The organism is Lapidilactobacillus salsurivasis (genome assembly GCF_054785215.1).
In genome coordinates this window covers 246,435-264,808 of sequence record NZ_BAAABI010000001.1, presented here as the reverse complement: position 1 = coordinate 264,808, position 18,374 = coordinate 246,435, and the positions used below count along the sequence as shown (strand labels likewise).

Here is an 18,374-nt window from a genome sequence, read left to right as displayed (position 1 = left end):
TAATAGGGGGGCAAATACAAGTAACAAGAAATACGACGGTAGGCATAAAGCGCCCGCGGCACGGCCTTGCCGCATAGGCAAAACACCGAATCGCTGTTAGTGCGCTTGGAAAGGAACTAACATGCTCAAAGACTTAAATTTAATTGGCGGCATGACCAACAAAGATTGACTTGATCAAGTCCACGACGAGATGCGCGATAATGGTATTACACAAGGCCAGCTCGCCGATATGGCTAATTACAGCCGGTCACACCTGAATCAACTGCTGGGTCGCAAGAAGCCACTCAACGATAAAGCCCGATTAGAACTGACGTTGGCGTTGCGTGCGTTGACCGGTCAGAATAATCTGGACGTCTGTATCGACTATCTCGGCGTCACCTTCAAGACGCACGACTACGAAGAACTGATTAACGAATTGTTCCAAATTAGTCCGACCCATTTCAATCTCCACGACGGTGCTCACTACGGCTATTCAGCAACCCTGATATGCGGTGAAATCAAGATGATGTTATCACCTTACCAAGATGTGGATGCCGAAGAGTACAACCCTAAAGAAGATAGTGGCACAATGATTGAACTTAAAGGACAAGGCTGTCGCTACGTCGAATCGTATCTGCGATCACAACATCGAACTTGGTACGATTTTCTAGAAACTTGTCTCAAACTGGATTGCCATTTCACCCGACTTGATCTAGCCATCAACGACCGCAACGGCTTGTTAGATGTGCCAACACTAATTGAGAAGTGCGACCATGATGAATTCACCTCACGTTTTCGCGGATTCAGGGACAACCGCACCAAACAGTGGCACGCGTCAGGACGCACCCTGTATCTTGGTTCGCCACAAAGCGAAGTCAATTTCTGTATCTATGACAAGGCGTTTGAGCAACATCAGAAACACCCAGAAATCGCCATTGAAGACCAACCAATCCGTACCCGCTTTGAAGTGCGCTTACGCCGCCAGCGTGCCGCAACAGCGGTTGAGCATCTATTAGCGACGCGTGATCCCGAGAAAGTCGTGTTCGGCATCCTCAATCAGTATCTGCGTTTCTTGACGCCAAGTCATAAACCCGAAAGCGAGTGGGCGTTAGATCCTCGTTGGGCGGCGTTCATCGGCGACAATCGGGATAAGTTGCGTCTGTCCACTGATCCGGAACCATTGAGTTATGAGCGAACCAAACAATGGTTGAGGAAGCAAGCCGCGCCATCGCTCAAAATGTTGCAGTTAATTGACCAATATAGCGGTACCAGTGAACTGCAAGCCATCATCAAAGCGGCAAGCTAGCGCAACGCCATTGGGATTTGATTCACCACTACCAGCACCAACGCCATGGTGGATTAATCGATTCAGAACAAAGTGAGCAAATCAAAAAGGATGACTATGCCGACCAAAGCAAGTAGTCACCCTTCACAGATAAGATTTGGGTCCTATCTGGTTTGATTATCTCACTTCAATCAACGAGAAGGAAGTGACGTAATTGGATAAGAGTTTTGTCTGCTATCAAGATCTGATGGCATTAGGCTTTAAGCAGCACACCGCGCGCGATATTATTAGACAAGCGAAGCAAAGGATGGTACAAAAGGGTTATCCCTTGTATCTCAACCGAAACTTAGGGCGCGTGCCGCGTTCTGTCGTTGAGTCCATTCTCGGATCACCGATGAATGGAGCTGTTGAGAATGAGTAAAACCAAATATCCAGGCGTGTTCATAGACGCTAAAGGTAATTTCTACTATGAAACTGAGTTAGGCACCGATAAGATGAGTGGCAAGCGCGTCCGCAAGAAAGGGCGGAAGGACAGTCAAGGAATGCCATTCAGTACCGCGTTTGCGGCGAACAAGGAACTCACGCGGGTGAAGCGTGAATATCATGAGGCGCATGGGTTTACGAACTTCCGCATGACCTACCGCCAGTTCATGAAAGATGCGTATATCCCGGCATACAAAACCGACGTGGAGGAAAGCACCTTCGCCGTCCGCAATCGCAGTTTTGATATCTGTATCGCACGCTTTGGCGACCAGCTGTTGCGTGACATCGATATCACCGACGTGCAGAACTTCCGCACGTGGCTGCTCACGGATGAAGATGATGGTGGCGCGGGCTACTCGCAAGGCTATGCTGGATTGGTGTTCGGCTGTTTCCGCAAATCTCTAGACCACGCAGTGCAGATGCAGTACCTGTCCAGCAATGTGTCAAAGCGCGTCAAGGCGATTCCCAAGGCCAAAAGCAGCGTGCCGTTTTGGACGAAAGCCGAGTTTGAACAAGTTATCGCGCAAATTTGCATTAATGATATCTATGGGCATCTGAACTTCGTGATGTTGTGGCTGTACTTCCTGACTGGCGTGCGGATCAACGAAGGAACGGCGCTGTGGTGGCGGGATGTTGATCTCGCCAAGAAGCGGCTACACGTTGATCACATGCTGGTGATGAAGAACCGGCATGACTGGGAACGCCACGACTACACGAAGACAGACAGCGGCAAGCGCATCTTGACGCACGACGATGACACCGTGGCAATTCTGCGGCGTTGGCGTGCCGTACAGACAAGTTTCGGGCTGGGTGGGGTTGATGACTTCATCATGACCTACGACGGCTTGCCGATGACTAAATCGACGATTTCGCGGATTATCCACCGCTATGCCAAATTGGCACAGGTGCACCCAGTCGAAGGCAAAGGACTGCGCCACAGTCACGCGTCGTATCTCATCAATGAGTTCAACGTCTCGGTGCTGGTGTTATCTAAGCGCCTAGGGCATTCGTCGCCGGAGATTACGCTGAAGCACTACTCGCACTTGTGGGGCGGGCTGGATGCAGATATCGCGGAACAGATTGCGGGTAATATTACGATCAAAACGGCGGGTCAGAATCAGGTGCGGTTCGTGGGGAATCAGGCGGTGAAGTACGATCAACTAAGCCCCGCCAAACTCCCCGCCAAAACGGCAGTTGAAGCATAGAAAGCTAGTGGTGACGCGGGTTAGCGCCGCTGAAGATACGCTTGAGTGGGAATAAGAAGAAAAAGCCTAGAAGCCTTTATTTAGTAGGGCTCTAGGCTCTTTTTAGGTGGGATTGCAACCATTTTGCAACCAATTCATATTATTTGTTATTGGTTAAACGTAAAATTCTTGTAAATCATCTAAACGAATTGCACCAAGTAAACCGCCATAACCACAACCGCAGTCAATTGCAATATGATTGTTTGCCTTAAAAATATTGTCGTATTCATGACCACTTTTATCAACGATTCCGCGAGGTAGATTTAATTCTTCTTCACGAATGTATCTTGTTGGAGTGTGCCCAGTCACTAAATATTTAGCATCAAAATATTTCAAGTAGTAGAACGGCTTATTGAAAATCAATTCTTCAATATTGTACTCAGATAATTCTTTTGTTTTAGAAAAATTGTCTATGCCAGCATGAACTAAAACAAATTGCTGACCGTTGATTGTTAACTCTGTATAGGACAAGAGTTCATTCAAATAAAGTAAAATATTCATTTGTTCATCATGATTCAATGATTGAAATTCGTTCATAGTTGATTGACCGCCAATGTTTAGCCATTCAATAAAATTTACAGTTAAGTTTGTGGGCATAGTATCAATCGTATTGTCAGCTTGCGAAATGTCATTACTTGCTAACCAGTTTAAAGGTTGAATTGCCATGTATTCATGATTACCCATGAGCGCAATAACGTTTTGGTGTTTCATAGCAAACTGCAATATTTTCAGTCCTTGACTGCCACGGTCAATCATATCCCCAAGCAAATAAAGTGTATCCGAATCATTGAATTCAATCTGTTTTAGTAGTTTCATTAATCGTTGATATTCTCCATGAATATCAGAAATGACGTAAGTTGCCATGTATTCGCTCCTTATTAGTTCAACTATAATCTATTGTTTCGTAATTCTATTTCTTTCTGTTAGACCATTGGAAGTATGATTTCTGCTTTTAAGTGTAAATCACCAACTAAAAGTGTTTTCATAAAGTACCTCACTTTCTATAAATTGGTATCTCTGATACACTTTGCCCATAGTTTAAGATATTTCTCTTTATTGTCTGAAATCTGCTTTTCGAACCATTTTTTATCATAAGGGGTAAAGTTTTCTGACTGATAATCATAATCGGAATTGTTGAAGTTCCAGATTGCCATGACTTCGCCGTTATCATCAATATATCTTATTTTAGGCATTTTAGGGTCTATCTTCATATCGTCTTCAGATAGGCTAATAGTAATCATGGAATTTCTAAACTCGTTAAAATCGCTCATTTTAATTATCCCGACTTTCATTCAAAATTTTAGTCTGAATATCATTGAGAAGCTTTATTTCTTGTTGACTGTAATCTTGCTCAAATCCGATAATTGAAAATTAGTAACATCATTGAGTAAAGCAGATGTTGTTTTATATATCAAGTTAAGTGTTGGGCAAAAATCGCCCGACTGGCCCCCTCGAAGCGAGCAAAAAGACTCGGACACTCCGTTTAGTCGCTGGAGCGATTACCTCCCTATTTCACTCGCTTCGAGGGAATTCGTTTGTTGTTGGTTGATAATTTTTTCTAGTTCAGTGATAAAATCAATGTCTTTCATAAATGGTGTTTTAAAGTATTTTTCTTCTCATTAGTCCGTCAATCTTAATATATCCGCCACCCTTAACAGAGATTGACTTATGTTCTACACTAGATGAACCGAAACACATCATATTTGCCTCTTTACTGGCTGAACCTAACAGAGTACGGTACCCTAACTGATTGCGTAATGCACCGTCCAAAATGGAACTATCTGGACGTTGTAGAATGATTTCAACAAAACACTGCTAATATTCTCACCTATCTTTTGAACACTTTCAAAATTGGTTTACTTTTCTAGCATTTTAAGTCTTGCGAACTTTCGAAAAGCGCGCGGTGCTGGAAACCAGTTCCTAGTCTAGGAACTACCTAGCTGGCCGTACAGCCAGAAGAGATTATCCAAATGTATGGTCGTCGATGGCAGATTGAATATTACTTTAAAGTTGCCAAACGGTATTTCCGTTTCGGTAATACACATGTTCAAAGTTACGATGGTCTTTGTGACCATCTGGCAATGGTTATACTGAGTTAGGATATTCTAGCACTTTCACAACATGAAAGTATCGATGACCGAACGCTCGGTGATTTGTTCTACGATTATAGTCGGCTCTTATCAGATATTAAAATTGCCACAGCCCTAAGTTGGCCCTTAAAAATAATCACTTGTCTAGGTAAACTAATGAATATGGGTGGAGAAATTCTGAATCAAATTTTTGATGAATTCATCAAAACACTACCAACAAGTTTTGGCAGTCTAATTGTAAGATCAAAAATAATAAGGAAAACTATTTTCGTGTGTAGGAAGTCGTATCAACGGTTGATATCTGTTTTTTTACTTTCAGCCTTTAGTAAAGATATAAACTCGGCGTCATTGCTAACCACTGAAAAGGCACGGTTCACTGCTTGGCATAACGACAATCTGGATTCAGCAGGGATATGACGGAATCAACATTAAGTGAATATATGCCAGATTATACAATTGAAAATCTGTCGGAAATTTTGGATATATTATAGATCGCAATCGTTTTTTCTATTGTTTCCATTGGAAAAGTATTCCAAAATAAATCCGCTGATTTAATAGTATTTTTGACAAAGGTAAAGGGTAATCCTGTGAGTTAAATTTTTGCAAACATTGAATTGTTGACCCAGCGTAATGCTGAGGAAATAGCCGATCATTTGCATTACAATGACGACTATCCGTTTTATGATATGGAAAATGATCGCGAGGATTATGAGGAAATCATTTCGCCGAAGCAACGTCGCGATAGGTACTTTCAAATTTTAAATGCGGCTGGGAATTTAGTAGCCTTCTTTTGCATCGAATCAGAAGATGCAGTGCGGGCTGAGGTTGGGTTGGAAATGGTGCCAGCTTTGATGGGCAAAGGTCTGGGATCAGAACTCATGCGAGTTATTGAGGAATATGTCAAACGCCACACTGATTTTAAAACCATCATATTGTCTGTTGCTAGTTTTAACCAGCGGGCTCTCAAAGTCTACCAACGCGCGGGTTTTGAACGGGTCGGTGTAGAAAACGAAGAGTCTAACGGTGGCGTATTTGAGTTTATCAAGTTATCTAAAAACGTGGTTGATTAATAGGAGACCAGTAAGTGGATAAGGTTCGCGATGAACTTTTCGAAAAGTTTTCTGAAGAAATCTTTTTGAAATCATCTGCGAGAAAGCTAGACAACCGCGAATTTAACGGGGGTTTCTGGAGAAACAATGGATATGATTGGCGGGGAACGGGTTAAGTTTTCCAGTCAAAATCCCCGCCATGCCTGGGCCGATTGTGGACCGAGCTGGCGGGGATTTTTTTGAGATTGTTTTAATAACCGGAATTAGACTTCACGGAGATGGTCCAGTGAAAGACAGAATAATAATGGAATGGTTTAAATCGTGGTTTGATCCTGATTGGCATAATTATGATGAATTTTTTGAATCTGATATTTTTTATAGGGAGTCGCGGGGACCAGAACATTACAATCTTGATGAGATAAAGCTATGGAAGAATAAATGGCATAAAAATTCATATTTGAATGATTGGACGATTATCAAATTGAATCATCTTAATAATACCTCCTTCGTAGAATGGCACTTCTGCTGTTCAAGTAATGAAGCGGTCAATGAATTCAATGGAATATCGGAGATTGAATAGGGAAGAAATGGTAAAATCCAATCTCTAAAAGAGTTCGCTTCTTCCTTGCCCAAATATGATCCGATGGAAATCCGTGATCATGATCTTAGTTTCGACAAAAAGAGTGACGACACTGCTCAAAGCAGGTAGTCACTCTTTTTTCGGATCAGATAGGAATTCAATCTGGCTTGATTAGCTAACTTCACCTCAAGATAAGAAAGTGATGGCATTGGCGAAGCACTTGGTCTTCTAGCATAATTTGTTGGTATTGTGACTTGGGGAAATCCTAGTTTTTTTGAATAATCTATTTCTAGTTTTTCCAATTCCATGGCAATAGGCGCCTAAGTAATCGCATTTTCGCTCATTTTGGCATTTCGACATTTCGGCCATGACAGACGTTAGAAATTGCGTCGAATCAATATTGTTTGCCTTACATGTTTCATCGATACCAAACAGAATTGTATTGGCTGTTGCGCTGGCCGGACTAGTTCTGAATATAAAGTTCTTGCCCCCCATAACTTTTCGTATTGCGTTCTGAATTGTTATTGCTCCAATCCATCGTGCCAATATCGATCATCCTCACAACATGTTCACGTTGGCGCAATGCATATTGTACTGCACGGATCATCGATTTCCTGACGCAAGTCGGTTCTTCCGCTGATATGATTGTAGATGATAAGGATACATTTTTAAACTGTCCTATAATGCCACCTTTTCATTTTTCAAATATATTGATAGATTTATCAGGATGCCCAAATTATTTATCATAAAAGGCGCTTGAATACTCTTTGGAGTACGCGACTAGTGATCATAATTGTGAGCTCAACACCAATGATAATCATCAGTAGAAACCAATATGTGAAGATTTGGGGAAAATAGCTGATGAGTAAAATTGGAATGAATGCGAGCCCACTAAGCAAGATGGTTTGTGGAAAATTTCCGAGTGCCAGTAAAAATGAGTTTTTGACAGTTTGTTTCCGGGAATTTTTGAACATCGATATCAATGGGAAAGCATAGATGAAAATAATTAACAGTAAAAGAGAAGCAGTAATTAGGAAAACTTTAGATACGTTTCCCATTATCCCCTGTATGTGCCCAATGATATTGAACTCAAAGGTCAAGAAGGCTCCCGTTAGCAACATTGATATCCAGATTGGCGTTGCTTGATGGAAATTCTGTTTAAATGCTAAAAAGAACTGCTTTATTATTCCCCCGCCCTTGCCTTTTAGAAGACCGAATGAACATTGGTAACAGGCCGTTAGACTGGCACCAATAGTGAAAATTGGTATGCTGGTAATCAGGAAAAGTATATTCAAAAGCACCAAGTCGCTGAACCTATCTAGAAAAATAAAGAGTTTACCATCAATAGAAAAAATGTCATCAAGTAAACGGTAGAGTCCCGTTTTTTTAGTATTCATCATGAAACAACCTCGTATATTGCGGTTCCAAACGGAGGTAAGGTTGACCTTCCTTTACTTTGTTTTCTTGTAAAAAAATCTAGCATCTCACGTTTGATCTCAAAGGTCACTTCCACCGGTTGATAATTCAATACAAACAGGTAGTTTTTTTTGTTCTTATTTCGCATCACAAGTTCTACTGTTTCAGGCGCATCCACAAAATCTATGAAAGGTCGAAGTATACCCGAATATGAAAGAAATTGTTTCATGTTTTCCCTGGTAAACGTGCTCCCAAAATGCAGTACTTTTCCTTTGCCAATACTATTTTCTGTTAAGGCAGCTTCACCTTGGTAATAGCTGTTTCCATAATTGGCGAGAACTTTTGCGCCGCCAATAGGTTTCAAGACATCATTAAAGATTGGCGCTTCAATTTTTTTACCCTTCCATTCCGCAAAGACCATCTCTTCTGCGGGACTACAAAATGTAAAATCGATAACGTCTGAACCAGTTAACTCAGCAAGTAGCCCAGGCTGAGGCATCATGACGCATTTTCCATTCATATCTTTGTAACCTGAGCGACAACCCAAAATCAAGATTCCACCTTGCTCAACATAATTCTTTAATAAGGTTACTCTCGGTTCGTTTATCAAAACTGGATGAGGGTAAAAAATTACTGGGTACTTTTGTAAAGATGCAAGGTCACTGTCGTTCTGCAAGAAGACAGTATCGTACGGCGTATGATTAAGCTCTGAGGCTATAAAGATTTCTTCTTCACTATATGACTGAACGCGTTTATGCCAGACATCTACCTGAGAATCCCAAACATTGTCATAATCTTTCATCAGAGCAAAGGACGCAGTGTACTCAGAGCCACACAAAGCATTCATTGATTTGAACTTCTCAGAAAAGGCTTTAACTTCAGCCAATTTACGGTTGTCTCTGCTGTCATAATCCAAGATGCCATGCCAATAGATTTCTGTACCGATACAGCTGGTCCGCCAACGAAAGAATGAAATAAAATCTGCTCCATGGGCGACACTTTGCATAGCCCACAGTGTTAGTTGCCCCGGACGCGGCGCAGGACACTCCATCCGATTTGTCCAGCCATTGGCCCCGGACTGCTGTTCCATAATACCAAAATGAGGACAAATGGAGCGGACATCAATCAGATTTTTTGACCAGTGACGATCGTTTAAGTTGTCAACCACCTTCTGCTCTTTGCCAAGCCCAAATGCAAAATTTGGATATGAATCATAGGTATATACATCAATGGCCTTTTTTTCCATCAAGTGATTATCTATGTTTCCAAATAAACCATTTGTGGTGATAAAATCTGACTCTTTTTTATATTTGCGAATGATATTTGCTTGCATCATGCAGAAATTTATAGCACTTTCAGAGATGAAACGGAAATATTCTAACTGTAAATGGGGATTGAGCCCGTTATTTAACGTTGGTCTGGGAACATATAGCTGGGTCCAATCAGTATATGTTTGGTTCCAGAAGACAGTACCCAATGACTGGTTCAAGTTCTCCAATGTGTCATATTTCTTCTTTAGAAAGCTTCTGAACGATCGAGAATCAGCTTCCGAGTAAAATTCATCAGTTTCACAATTTAGTTCATTGTCAATTTGCCAACCAACAACGGATGGGTGCCGCCCATAGTGAACTGCCATCTTAGTTACAATTCTTGAAACTAATTCTTGATATATCGGCGCATTGTAGTTGTAATGTCTTCTACCACCATGGAAATATGGCACACCATCTTTATTTCTATTTAGCACTTCTGGGTATTTTTCCGTCAGCCAAGCAGGGGGCGTTGCAGATGGTGTACCAACAATAACTTGCATATCTTCTTGCTGGCACAGTTTCAAAAAGCTATCGAAGAAATCAAATGTAAATTCGCCTTCCGATGGTTCAAACTTATTCCAGGCAAATTCTGCGATACGGATTACTGAAATTCCCACTTTTTTCATCCGTCGTAAGTCCTGCTCCCAGAGATTACTATTCCAATGTTCTGGGTAATAGCAGGTCCCCATTGTCATACTCTGCCACTGAAAATTCTGTTTAGTATCCATTTATTACGCTCCTTTAGATTGATATCAAGATTTTAAACGAGATGCTGGTACCTACGCCGAGCCTACTTCTTAAATGAAATTCGCATGACTCTCCATACAGCAGCTGTAAACGGCGATATACGTTTTGTAAGCCCAGTGAATCGCTCTCTTCCATCTCTTTGTATTGTTTCATGAGCCTGTTCACACTTTCTTCGCTCATGCCTTTTCCGTTATCGGCAACGGTCAAGTAAAGCCAGTTCCCTTTCTTGTGGATGGAAATGAGCAGAACGCCCTTTTCAATCTTCTCTTCAAGTCCATGTATAATACTATTTTCTATGAGCGGCTGTAGCAAGAAGCTTGGCATAGAACATGCCTCAGCTTCCTCATCAATATCATAAATAACGCTTATCTTGTCTTCAAATCGATATTCTTGGATTTTAAGATAATTTCTGGCAATCTGTACTTCTTCCTTGACGGGAATAGTATCCTTTCTGTTGAGGCTAGCTCTTAACAGGTTCGCTAGGGACACAGCGATATCAGAGATTTTTTCATTTCCATCCATATAACCCATCCAACTAATTGTATCTAAACTGTTGTATAAAAAATGTGGAGTGATTTGTGTTTTTAAAGCATTGATTTCTGCTTCTTTATTGGCCAACTCAAGTGAATAGACCTTTTTCATTAGTCTTTGGATATTCTCAGCCATCTGATTATATGCAAGTCCAATCTGTCCAAGCTCATCTTTCCCTTGAACTTCTACTCGAGAATCAAAATGTCCGTCTCCAAAATCGGACATAGTCTTGAGAACTTTTTGTGTTGGGCCTAATACTTTTTTGATAACCATAATAGTAATCAAAAGGGATAAAAGCAATGCGAGGGTTAATAAAATACCGATATCTCTTATGTTCGACTTAACTCCTTCATGGAATTGTTTCTCACTGACTGTGGAAATCAGATGCCAATCATTTCCAATGGTATCATTTACATAGAAATAACTATCTTCTTTACTATATGGGTCTATTCCGGTTTTCGAGTGTCTCCTCGGTAAAGGATATTTTTCTCCAATAATTTTCTGTTTATTTGATGCAATCACCTGGTCCGATTTGTTGACCAAATACACATTACTAGCGAATGCACCTGAATCCAATGACAATTCACTACTAAAATAATCGTTCTGGCAAACAATTACCATATAGCCAAGCGGAAGCATTGTGGAAGTGTCTAGGATAGCCCGACATAAACAAATGTAGTTCGTTCCTTTGATCAACTCCCAAAGAGTAGCACCATTTCTTTCATAAATTTCTTTGGGGGTCAAAGAAAATTTCAAGTACTCTCTGTTCGTTGTCCCAATAAACATTTCTTTATTGGTCAAGGAAAATATTCGGACTGAGGTGATTCCATTGATATTAAACATACTTCCTCTAACTTGACTAGAAATCTCGTTCTTGTTTCGGGACACACTTCCTTGCCCTGTTTGTTCATTGTGGCTTTGATTACTTTTATTAATGATTTTTAAATTGTCTTGAACAATTGGGTCCACCACAATAGAAACTGAGAACTGATCAAGCTGTTCGATTTTATTGGAAATATTTTCAGAAGACAATGAGGCCACATCCGCAATGTGTGAGTTTGCTTGCTGTTGATAAACTTTGTTGAAACGGATTGTAAAAAAGCCAAAAGCACAGCAACATACAAATATCATTAATGCCATGTATATACAGATAATTTTGAACTGAATACTATGAAATCGATTACTTGTTTTCATCATGACAACTCACGTTTTTCTTGGTAATGGCCTCCAAAATAAAATGAAGGCGCAGTTCTAAACTATCATGAGACTGGGTTTTGAATTCAGAAGGACTACAGTCGAATGCTCTGCGAAATACTTGGGAAAAATACCGTTGGTCATTAAATCCGGCTTGAAAGCAAGCCGGATTTACTTTTTGACCCTCAACTAGAAATTGTGCAGCATTCATTAAACGTATTGCCATAAGAATATCTATATAGGAGTATCCTGTTTCTTGCTTTATTTTTTTTGACAAATAATTTTTTGAAAAGTGATAACGATTGGCAAGTTCGCCCAAAGATATTTGGTCTGAGAACTCAACAGCTATATCTTCAAGTACGGATGAGATCGATTCCGAAACGTTTGAAAAATGATTTCTAACCTGAGAGACCGTATCAAAAACGCCGGTAACCTCTTCATACTCCCGCATGACTTTGGCCTGATATCTCTTTTGCTCAAGCGCAACCTTAGTCCTTTCGACTGTTTTCAATACTTCTTGAGGCTTTACTGGCTTAAGCAAATACTCACAAACATCGTTCTGAATTGCTTGACGAGCATACTCAAATTCTGAAAACCCCGTTAGAAGTACCACGGCTGTATCAAGTGACTGCTCTTTTATCATGGATGATAGTTCCAGCCCGGTCATTCCAGGCATTTTTATATCGAATATGGCAATATCAACGGGCTTACATGTTAAGATTTCGCGAGCTTCTAGACCGTTAGTAGCGGGCAATACTTCTTTAATTCCAATCGACTGCCAGTCAAGACTCAAAAGCCCCTTTCTAATAAATGATTCATCGTCTGCAATCAGCAACCTCATCATTATTCGCCTCTTTCTGAATACTTTATTCTTAGGGTAATTATGAGGTGAAAGATTTAAATTAGCGAGTACATACTATTATCCTTTTACAGCCCCGGCGACCATTCCCTCCATGATTTGTTTATGAAGTAGAATATAAACAATAATACTTGGTACAATCGTGATAATTACTGCGGCAATTTCTCCCACATAATCAGTCGAATACATGGCTTGAAAATTAGTTAATCCTACGGGCAGTGTCATCATTTTATTATCGGTCAAAAATATCCTTGGCAATAAGAGATCATTCCACACGTTGATAAATTGAACAACCGCTACTGTGACGATAGAGGATTTTGCAATTGGCAGTAATATTTTGACGAAGTATCGATAAATTGAGCAGCCATCCATAAATGCCGCTTCTTCCAACTCCTTTGGAATAGATTGCATGAACCCACACATAATGAAAATTGCCATCGGGAATCCAATTGCAATTTGTGGAATGATTACTGCTAAATAGGTGTTTAAGAGCCCCATAGACTTAAATACAGAAAATAGGGGAATTATTAGAGCGTAAATCGGAATCATCATTCCAAGTAGAAAGACATTGTAAGTGATCTTCGAAAGCTTCCACTGCATTCTAGTGATAGCATAGGACGCCATAGCCGATAATATCGCGGTGACTAATACAGATGAAACGGCAATAATCACTGAGTTCCCAAAATACCTAATAACGCCGCCTTTAACAATTGCATTCACATAGTTTGTCAACTGCCAATTTTCTGGTAATCCCCAGGTGTTTACATAGAGCTCCTGGTTTGTCTTAAAAGAAGCAAGAAAGAGCCAAAATATTGGATACAAACACATAATAGTAAATAAAATCATAATCATATATTTGATAATCAGCCATACTTTTTCTGGAACACTTTTTTTCATCGTTATCACCTTCCTTTAAGATAAATCTTTGGTTTTAAATACCGTATTGGAAAGACCCACCGAGAATATACATAAAATCATTAGGACAACCCCAATCGCGCAAGCGTAACCATATTTAAGCACATTGAATGCTTGATAGTACATATAAGTAGACATCAACTCTGTGGCGTGATTCGGCCCGCCTGATGTCATGACTGCAACTAAATCATAATACTTTAAGGAACCAGTAATGATTAGAACGGCATCTATCTTCAAGATAGGTTTAATCAAAGGAAAAGTGATGGATTTGAATTGCTGCCAAGGAGTCGCACCATCCATTTCTGCCGCTTCATAAAAAGAGGGGTCGATATTGCGCATGGCCGCCAGCTGAATTACCATGTGATAGCCTACAAATTGCCACATCACAACAATGATTATGCAGATAAGTGCTAAATGCTTATTCGAAAGCCATACCTGCTGCAAACCACCTAATCCAATCAATTTTAGAAAAGCATTCAGTAGGCCGTAATTACCGTTATATATAAATGTCCATGTTAGACCAACAGCGACACCACAAATGACGCTTGGAAGGAAAAATACAGTCTGGTAGAAGCGAGAACCTTTGATCTTTTTGAATATAGTATTAGCAAAGAATAACGCCAGTGGCAAATGTGCAATTAACGATCCAACCACCATTAACAAATTATTTCTGAAAGAGTGAATGAAAGTATCGTCTTTCAGCAAGTTGAAGTAGTTCTTTAATCCAACAAAAACGCTGGGAGACATTAAATCTGTATCAAATAGTGACATGTAGATGTTGTAGCCAATGGGAAATAGAACAAAAACTGCATAAATCAGGAATGCAGGAAGTACAAACACTGCGATACTTTTTTTGTTTCCTAAAACATTTTTCATGTTAGCCACTCCTTAATCTGGAAGAGCTGCCAAATGATCGGCAGCTCAAATTCTTTACTCTTGTCATTATTGTTACTTAGAAGCGGCATATTCCTGCAGTTTATCAAAAATTTTCTGTGGGTTGTCACCATTTGCAATCGCGATACTGCTATTGTTAAATTCGTTTCCTAAATCGGTATCCATACGATCAAACCACGGGGTCAGAGCCTTCTGCTCATCAAAACGGGCAAGAATTTCTTTGCTTAGAGCTGAGATTTTGCTCTTATCGACAGTAACGGATGTTGATGGCATTTTTCCATAATCGTAAAGTAGTTTAGTAGCATTATCTTCATTGCACCAGAACTTCAGAAACGCTACTGCAGCATCGACGTTTTTGCAGTTCTTGGTTATAGCGAATGAGTTGTCTAAAGAGCCAACTGAAACGTCAGCGTTCTTCTTAGTTACAGGAGGCATCGTAAAGCTGCGCACATCAGCCGCGACTTCGCAGATATCTGGATTATCAAGATTCGCGACTTCCCAAGTTCCATTGAAGTACATTGCCGTTTGACCAGTCTGGAACAATGCCTCGGCCTCAGTAGCACCCACACCGGTAAATCCGTCTTCATAGTATCCTTTACTGACTTCTTTTTGGAAAAGTTCGCCTGCCTGGACCATTGCCTTATCATTCCATTTTCCAGATCCAGCCTTGAGATTTTCGAATAATTTATTGCCAGCAATACCGTTTGATAATTGCTGAATATACTGCGATACCAACCAAGCGTCATCAGCTGTTGAAGCCAGTGCCACAGGTGTTACCCCATTATTCTTCAGAGTTTCACAAATCTTAAGATATTCGTCATATGTGTTGGGGATTGTAAGACCGTATTTATCGAATATGGCTTTATTGTAGTACATGACAGCAATACTTTGTGCAGTAGGTATTCCATAAGCATCCCCATCGTAAGTCAATTGTTCAATGGTTCCATCATTAAAGCTGTCCGCCCACTCTTTATCCTTATCAAGATATTTTTGCAGATTGACAATTTTTCCGCCATTAACAAAATTCTCTAAGTAGCCTAATTCATAGGTGAAAATGATATCTGACTCAGAATCAGAAGCCATCATTGTGGTTAGTTTAGTTTTATAATCAGATGAACTTAAAAATTCCGGCTTAACTGTTACGCCATACTCATTTATTTTATTAAACTTATCAATCATTTTCCTATAACCGTCTACAAAAGCATCAGATTCAGATCCGCTGAGCATTATACTTAGTTCTTCATTCTTAGCAGAATCATTACCTGCATCTTTACTCGAAGGACTACCTCCACAAGCACTGAGAAGTGTAGCGCCCAATATTCCAACTAAAAGTGCTGAAAAAAACTTTCTCTGCTTCATAATAATCTCCCTTTTATTTTTTCATAAAGAGTTTCTTGTGCCTCTTTATCTTCAATATAATAATAGCATCTTTGTGGAAGCGCTTTAAGAGAGTGAAATGCGGAGTTTTGTTAATTATATTATCTACTAAATCTGGTATATCCAAAAATGGCTGAGTTTCTCTCTACTTTTCCGTTTATTAACCTTTTCGAAAGATCATGGATTATTTGCAACCAGTTAAATTGCGATTAATCATTCGAGCGCATATACATTATTACCTAATCATAATTTTCTCGGTTACTTCTGTGGTGAATAGGAGAGAAATCTCTTATTTCCGGTCTGGTGAGATAACATCACACCTAAAAAGATTGGTTAGAATAAGGCATCCTGAATCAAAGCAGGCATTATCTGTAGTAGTAACGTTGGCAGTTATTTCATTTGCTATTTTTTGATGTGTACCTAAGTGGTGTTGTAAACTGATAGAATCCTTTTAAACTTTGGCGCAGCCGTGATCAACATTGATATAGCAGCTTTTATGACGGAGATTAAATACTCCAACTAAATCAATTAGAGGGATAGGGGATAGGTAGCCGGGCCAAACCAACCTATTATCTAACTCCGAGTGTTGCAAATTATCAAATTCCGGAAGCAAGACTCTCGATTATCGAGAATTTGAAAATAATTTGCCTAAACTGGAGAACGAACCGCTGATTCATGAGTAAAAAGCATCAATTAAATAAATGATATTACATAAGAACCGTCCTAAACATATTCATCCTGAGAACCTCCTCTCAAAATTGTTTAAAGGGAATCGCTATCTATACTAGAACTTACGCGTTGGTCTACGAAAACATTTGGAGGTAGACTGAGTTTCTTAAGTTTAAGGCCGATTATGCTGCGATTTCATGGAATATCATTATGGTTTTGACTTGGAAAAGATAATCCGTGACAAATATGTGCGAGATATACCATCAGAATTTCAATTGTAGGAGCGTAAGATACTTATATTTATTAAATGTCAGTGAAACCACCTTCGTGACTGAGCATCGGATGGCAGAGCAACACAAGCGCCGCCGCACAACAAAATGAAAAGCATTCTATTGAATGGTCTTTTACACAGGCGATGAATCGTCAACATAGGTACTTCGTGAAGATGTTTTGAAGCAACAACGAACTCATATATATGCGCTTTTTACATAATTCATAAAGTGTCAATTTATTCGGGTTATGGCCTGTATCGTAGTCGGTATATGTCTAGCGAGTCCTCTGATGTTGCGTTTACGTTTGTTGATTGGTAGTTATTGTGATATCTAAAAGCATACAAAAAGACAGCGATATTCTCGTAATTCAGGATATCACTGTCTTTTCTCATTATTGCCGATTAATAATTATGTTATAAACGATAAAGTGGAGAGGCTGGCATCTGTATCAATAATTGTCAAATAAACCACTATTTGCACTTTGGAAAGAATCAATAATTGTATCACTGGCCAGCTTACGTTTCTTGAAAACCTTGCTTGAATTGATCAATTGCGCCACCAAAATATCCGTGGCAAAGAGGTACATGGCTGAGTTAGAGAACAATAAGGGATGATCCGCCAGCATGCGGTCTGGAATGATTAACTTTACGTCTACCGAATCATTGATTTTAGTGCTGTCGTTTCCCGCTAGGAGAATCACATCGGCGTCGTGGTCTTTGGCCATGCCTATAAATGTTAAGACATCTCGACTGGCAACTGAAGGTACAATTAAAAAGACTAAATCATCGGCGGTAACGTTCTGCATGCTAAGTTGAATGTCTAGCATTTCGGTGTGAATACGGACATTCAGTCCTAGTTGCCGAAGTCTAAAGGAGAACTCATTGGCAACAAATGAAGTTGTATAAAGAGCAATGATGTGAATAACTGTAGCAGCCTTCAGGGCGGCAACCGCGTTATCAATGGCATCCAGTTCCAACATTGCTGAGGAGTTAAGAATCATCGCTCGATAATCGCTAGACATAGATTCGATCACATTGCTATCACGAATCAGCATTTGGTCAGCCTGTTCGCGTTGAAAATTACTTTGCGCTAATGCAACTTTGAAGTTATTGAAGCCTTTATACCCAATTTTTTTACAGAATCTGTTGATACTCGCTTCAGAGGTATCAATTTTTTTTGCCAAAGATGTAATCGTACTGGTGATAACGAACTCAGGATCCTTTATGACAAACTGAGAAATCTCGTTTTCACTAACTGTAAAACTTGATTGTAACGAATAGATCTTCATAATCACTGCTGATTGCATCATATCAGTCCTTAGTCATTATCGTGAAGTGAAATACAGTTGTAACCGAGATTTCAGTCGACACAACATTCATTGTACGCCAAACCAGTAATTTGGACAAGCTCAGTTACATTAATGGTGAAAATACTGTAGTTTAATTTCTCAACAGATGATTGATTATAAAAATTTTCGCCA

Annotated in this window: 18 protein-coding genes; 6 read left to right on the top strand and 12 right to left on the bottom strand. The window is 39.9% G+C overall.

The window, feature by feature from the left end:
• The first annotated feature begins 190 nt into the window (after nt 1–190).
• The 3 genes from ACYVSB_RS01205 to ACYVSB_RS01195 all read left to right on the top strand — a co-directional run bounded on the left by ACYVSB_RS01205 (nt 191) and on the right by ACYVSB_RS01195 (nt 2,952).
• Nucleotides 191–1,285, top strand: coding sequence for a replication initiation factor domain-containing protein (locus ACYVSB_RS01205; protein WP_461218109.1), 1,095 nt, complete (start codon nt 191–193; stop codon nt 1,283–1,285).
• A 193-nt stretch (nt 1,286–1,478) separates the two neighbouring features.
• A complete protein-coding gene (locus tag ACYVSB_RS01200) occupies nt 1,479–1,685 on the top strand; it encodes a DUF3173 domain-containing protein (protein WP_003575700.1) in 207 nt (68 codons plus the stop codon).
• Nucleotides 1,678–2,952, top strand: a complete 1,275-nt coding sequence (locus ACYVSB_RS01195; RefSeq protein WP_461218108.1) for a tyrosine-type recombinase/integrase — start codon at nt 1,678–1,680, stop codon at nt 2,950–2,952. Before ACYVSB_RS01200 ends, ACYVSB_RS01195 begins: the two co-directional genes overlap by 8 nt.
• A 153-nt stretch (nt 2,953–3,105) precedes the next feature.
• On the opposite strand, the gene ACYVSB_RS01190 is transcribed toward ACYVSB_RS01195, so the two are convergent.
• Together ACYVSB_RS01190 and ACYVSB_RS01185 are read right to left on the bottom strand one after the other, a co-directional pair.
• Nucleotides 3,106–3,855 (bottom strand): metallophosphoesterase, encoded by a 750-nt coding sequence (locus tag ACYVSB_RS01190; RefSeq protein WP_461218107.1) that lies wholly within the window; start codon nt 3,853–3,855, stop codon nt 3,106–3,108.
• 137 nt (nt 3,856–3,992) lie between these two features.
• Nucleotides 3,993–4,232 carry a hypothetical protein gene (locus tag ACYVSB_RS01185; protein WP_461218106.1) on the bottom strand — a complete coding sequence of 80 codons (240 nt, stop codon included), beginning with the start codon at nt 4,230–4,232 and terminating at the stop codon, nt 3,993–3,995.
• Between the two features lie 699 nt (nt 4,233–4,931).
• Between ACYVSB_RS01185 and ACYVSB_RS01180 the strand changes: the two genes are divergently transcribed.
• From ACYVSB_RS01180 to ACYVSB_RS01170, 3 genes are all read left to right on the top strand, one after another.
• A complete protein-coding gene (locus tag ACYVSB_RS01180; protein WP_461218216.1) occupies nt 4,932–5,090 on the top strand; it encodes a transposase in 159 nt (52 codons plus the stop codon).
• A 608-nt stretch (nt 5,091–5,698) separates the two neighbouring features.
• Nucleotides 5,699–6,151, top strand: a complete 453-nt coding sequence (locus ACYVSB_RS01175; RefSeq protein WP_461218105.1) for a GNAT family N-acetyltransferase — start codon at nt 5,699–5,701, stop codon at nt 6,149–6,151.
• 136 nt (nt 6,152–6,287) lie between these two features.
• Nucleotides 6,288–6,710, top strand: a complete 423-nt coding sequence (locus tag ACYVSB_RS01170) for a hypothetical protein (RefSeq protein ID WP_461218104.1) — start codon at nt 6,288–6,290, stop codon at nt 6,708–6,710.
• Nucleotides 6,711–6,826: 116 nt separating this feature from the next.
• On the opposite strand, the gene ACYVSB_RS01165 is transcribed toward ACYVSB_RS01170, so the two are convergent.
• The 10 genes from ACYVSB_RS01165 to ACYVSB_RS01120 all read right to left on the bottom strand — a co-directional run bounded on the left by ACYVSB_RS01165 (nt 6,827) and on the right by ACYVSB_RS01120 (nt 18,200).
• A complete protein-coding gene (locus ACYVSB_RS01165; RefSeq protein ID WP_461218103.1) occupies nt 6,827–7,018 on the bottom strand; it encodes a hypothetical protein in 192 nt (63 codons plus the stop codon).
• Nucleotides 7,019–7,173: 155 nt separating this feature from the next.
• The gene (locus ACYVSB_RS01160) at nt 7,174–7,317 is read right to left on the bottom strand and encodes a hypothetical protein (RefSeq protein ID WP_461218102.1); all 144 of its coding nucleotides are present in this window, start codon (nt 7,315–7,317) and stop codon (nt 7,174–7,176) included.
• A gap of 136 nt (nt 7,318–7,453) precedes the next feature.
• Nucleotides 7,454–8,107: a YesL family protein gene (locus tag ACYVSB_RS01155; protein WP_461218101.1), complete on the bottom strand. Its 654-nt coding sequence runs from the start codon at nt 8,105–8,107 to the stop codon at nt 7,454–7,456.
• On the bottom strand, nt 8,107–10,164 hold the full coding sequence (locus ACYVSB_RS01150) for a beta-galactosidase (protein ID WP_461218100.1): 2,058 nt from the start codon (nt 10,162–10,164) through the stop codon (nt 8,107–8,109). Before ACYVSB_RS01150 ends, ACYVSB_RS01155 begins: the two co-directional genes overlap by 1 nt.
• A 13-nt stretch (nt 10,165–10,177) precedes the next feature.
• Nucleotides 10,178–11,908: a cache domain-containing sensor histidine kinase gene (locus tag ACYVSB_RS01145; RefSeq protein WP_461218099.1), complete on the bottom strand. Its 1,731-nt coding sequence runs from the start codon at nt 11,906–11,908 to the stop codon at nt 10,178–10,180.
• Nucleotides 11,895–12,749, bottom strand: coding sequence for a response regulator transcription factor (locus ACYVSB_RS01140; RefSeq protein WP_461218098.1), 855 nt, complete (start codon nt 12,747–12,749; stop codon nt 11,895–11,897). The genes ACYVSB_RS01145 and ACYVSB_RS01140 overlap by 14 nt, the downstream gene beginning before the upstream one ends.
• 78 nt (nt 12,750–12,827) lie before the next feature.
• Complete coding sequence (locus ACYVSB_RS01135) at nt 12,828–13,664, bottom strand: carbohydrate ABC transporter permease (RefSeq protein WP_461218097.1); 837 nt, start codon at nt 13,662–13,664, stop codon at nt 12,828–12,830.
• A 15-nt stretch (nt 13,665–13,679) separates the two neighbouring features.
• Nucleotides 13,680–14,558 (bottom strand): carbohydrate ABC transporter permease, encoded by an 879-nt coding sequence (locus ACYVSB_RS01130; RefSeq protein WP_461218096.1) that lies wholly within the window; start codon nt 14,556–14,558, stop codon nt 13,680–13,682.
• 72 nt (nt 14,559–14,630) lie between these two features.
• Nucleotides 14,631–15,935: an ABC transporter substrate-binding protein gene (locus ACYVSB_RS01125; protein WP_461218095.1), complete on the bottom strand. Its 1,305-nt coding sequence runs from the start codon at nt 15,933–15,935 to the stop codon at nt 14,631–14,633.
• 1,407 nt (nt 15,936–17,342) lie between these two features.
• Nucleotides 17,343–18,200 carry a MurR/RpiR family transcriptional regulator gene (locus ACYVSB_RS01120; RefSeq protein WP_461218094.1) on the bottom strand — a complete coding sequence of 286 codons (858 nt, stop codon included), beginning with the start codon at nt 18,198–18,200 and terminating at the stop codon, nt 17,343–17,345.
• Nucleotides 18,201–18,374 lie beyond the last annotated feature (174 nt).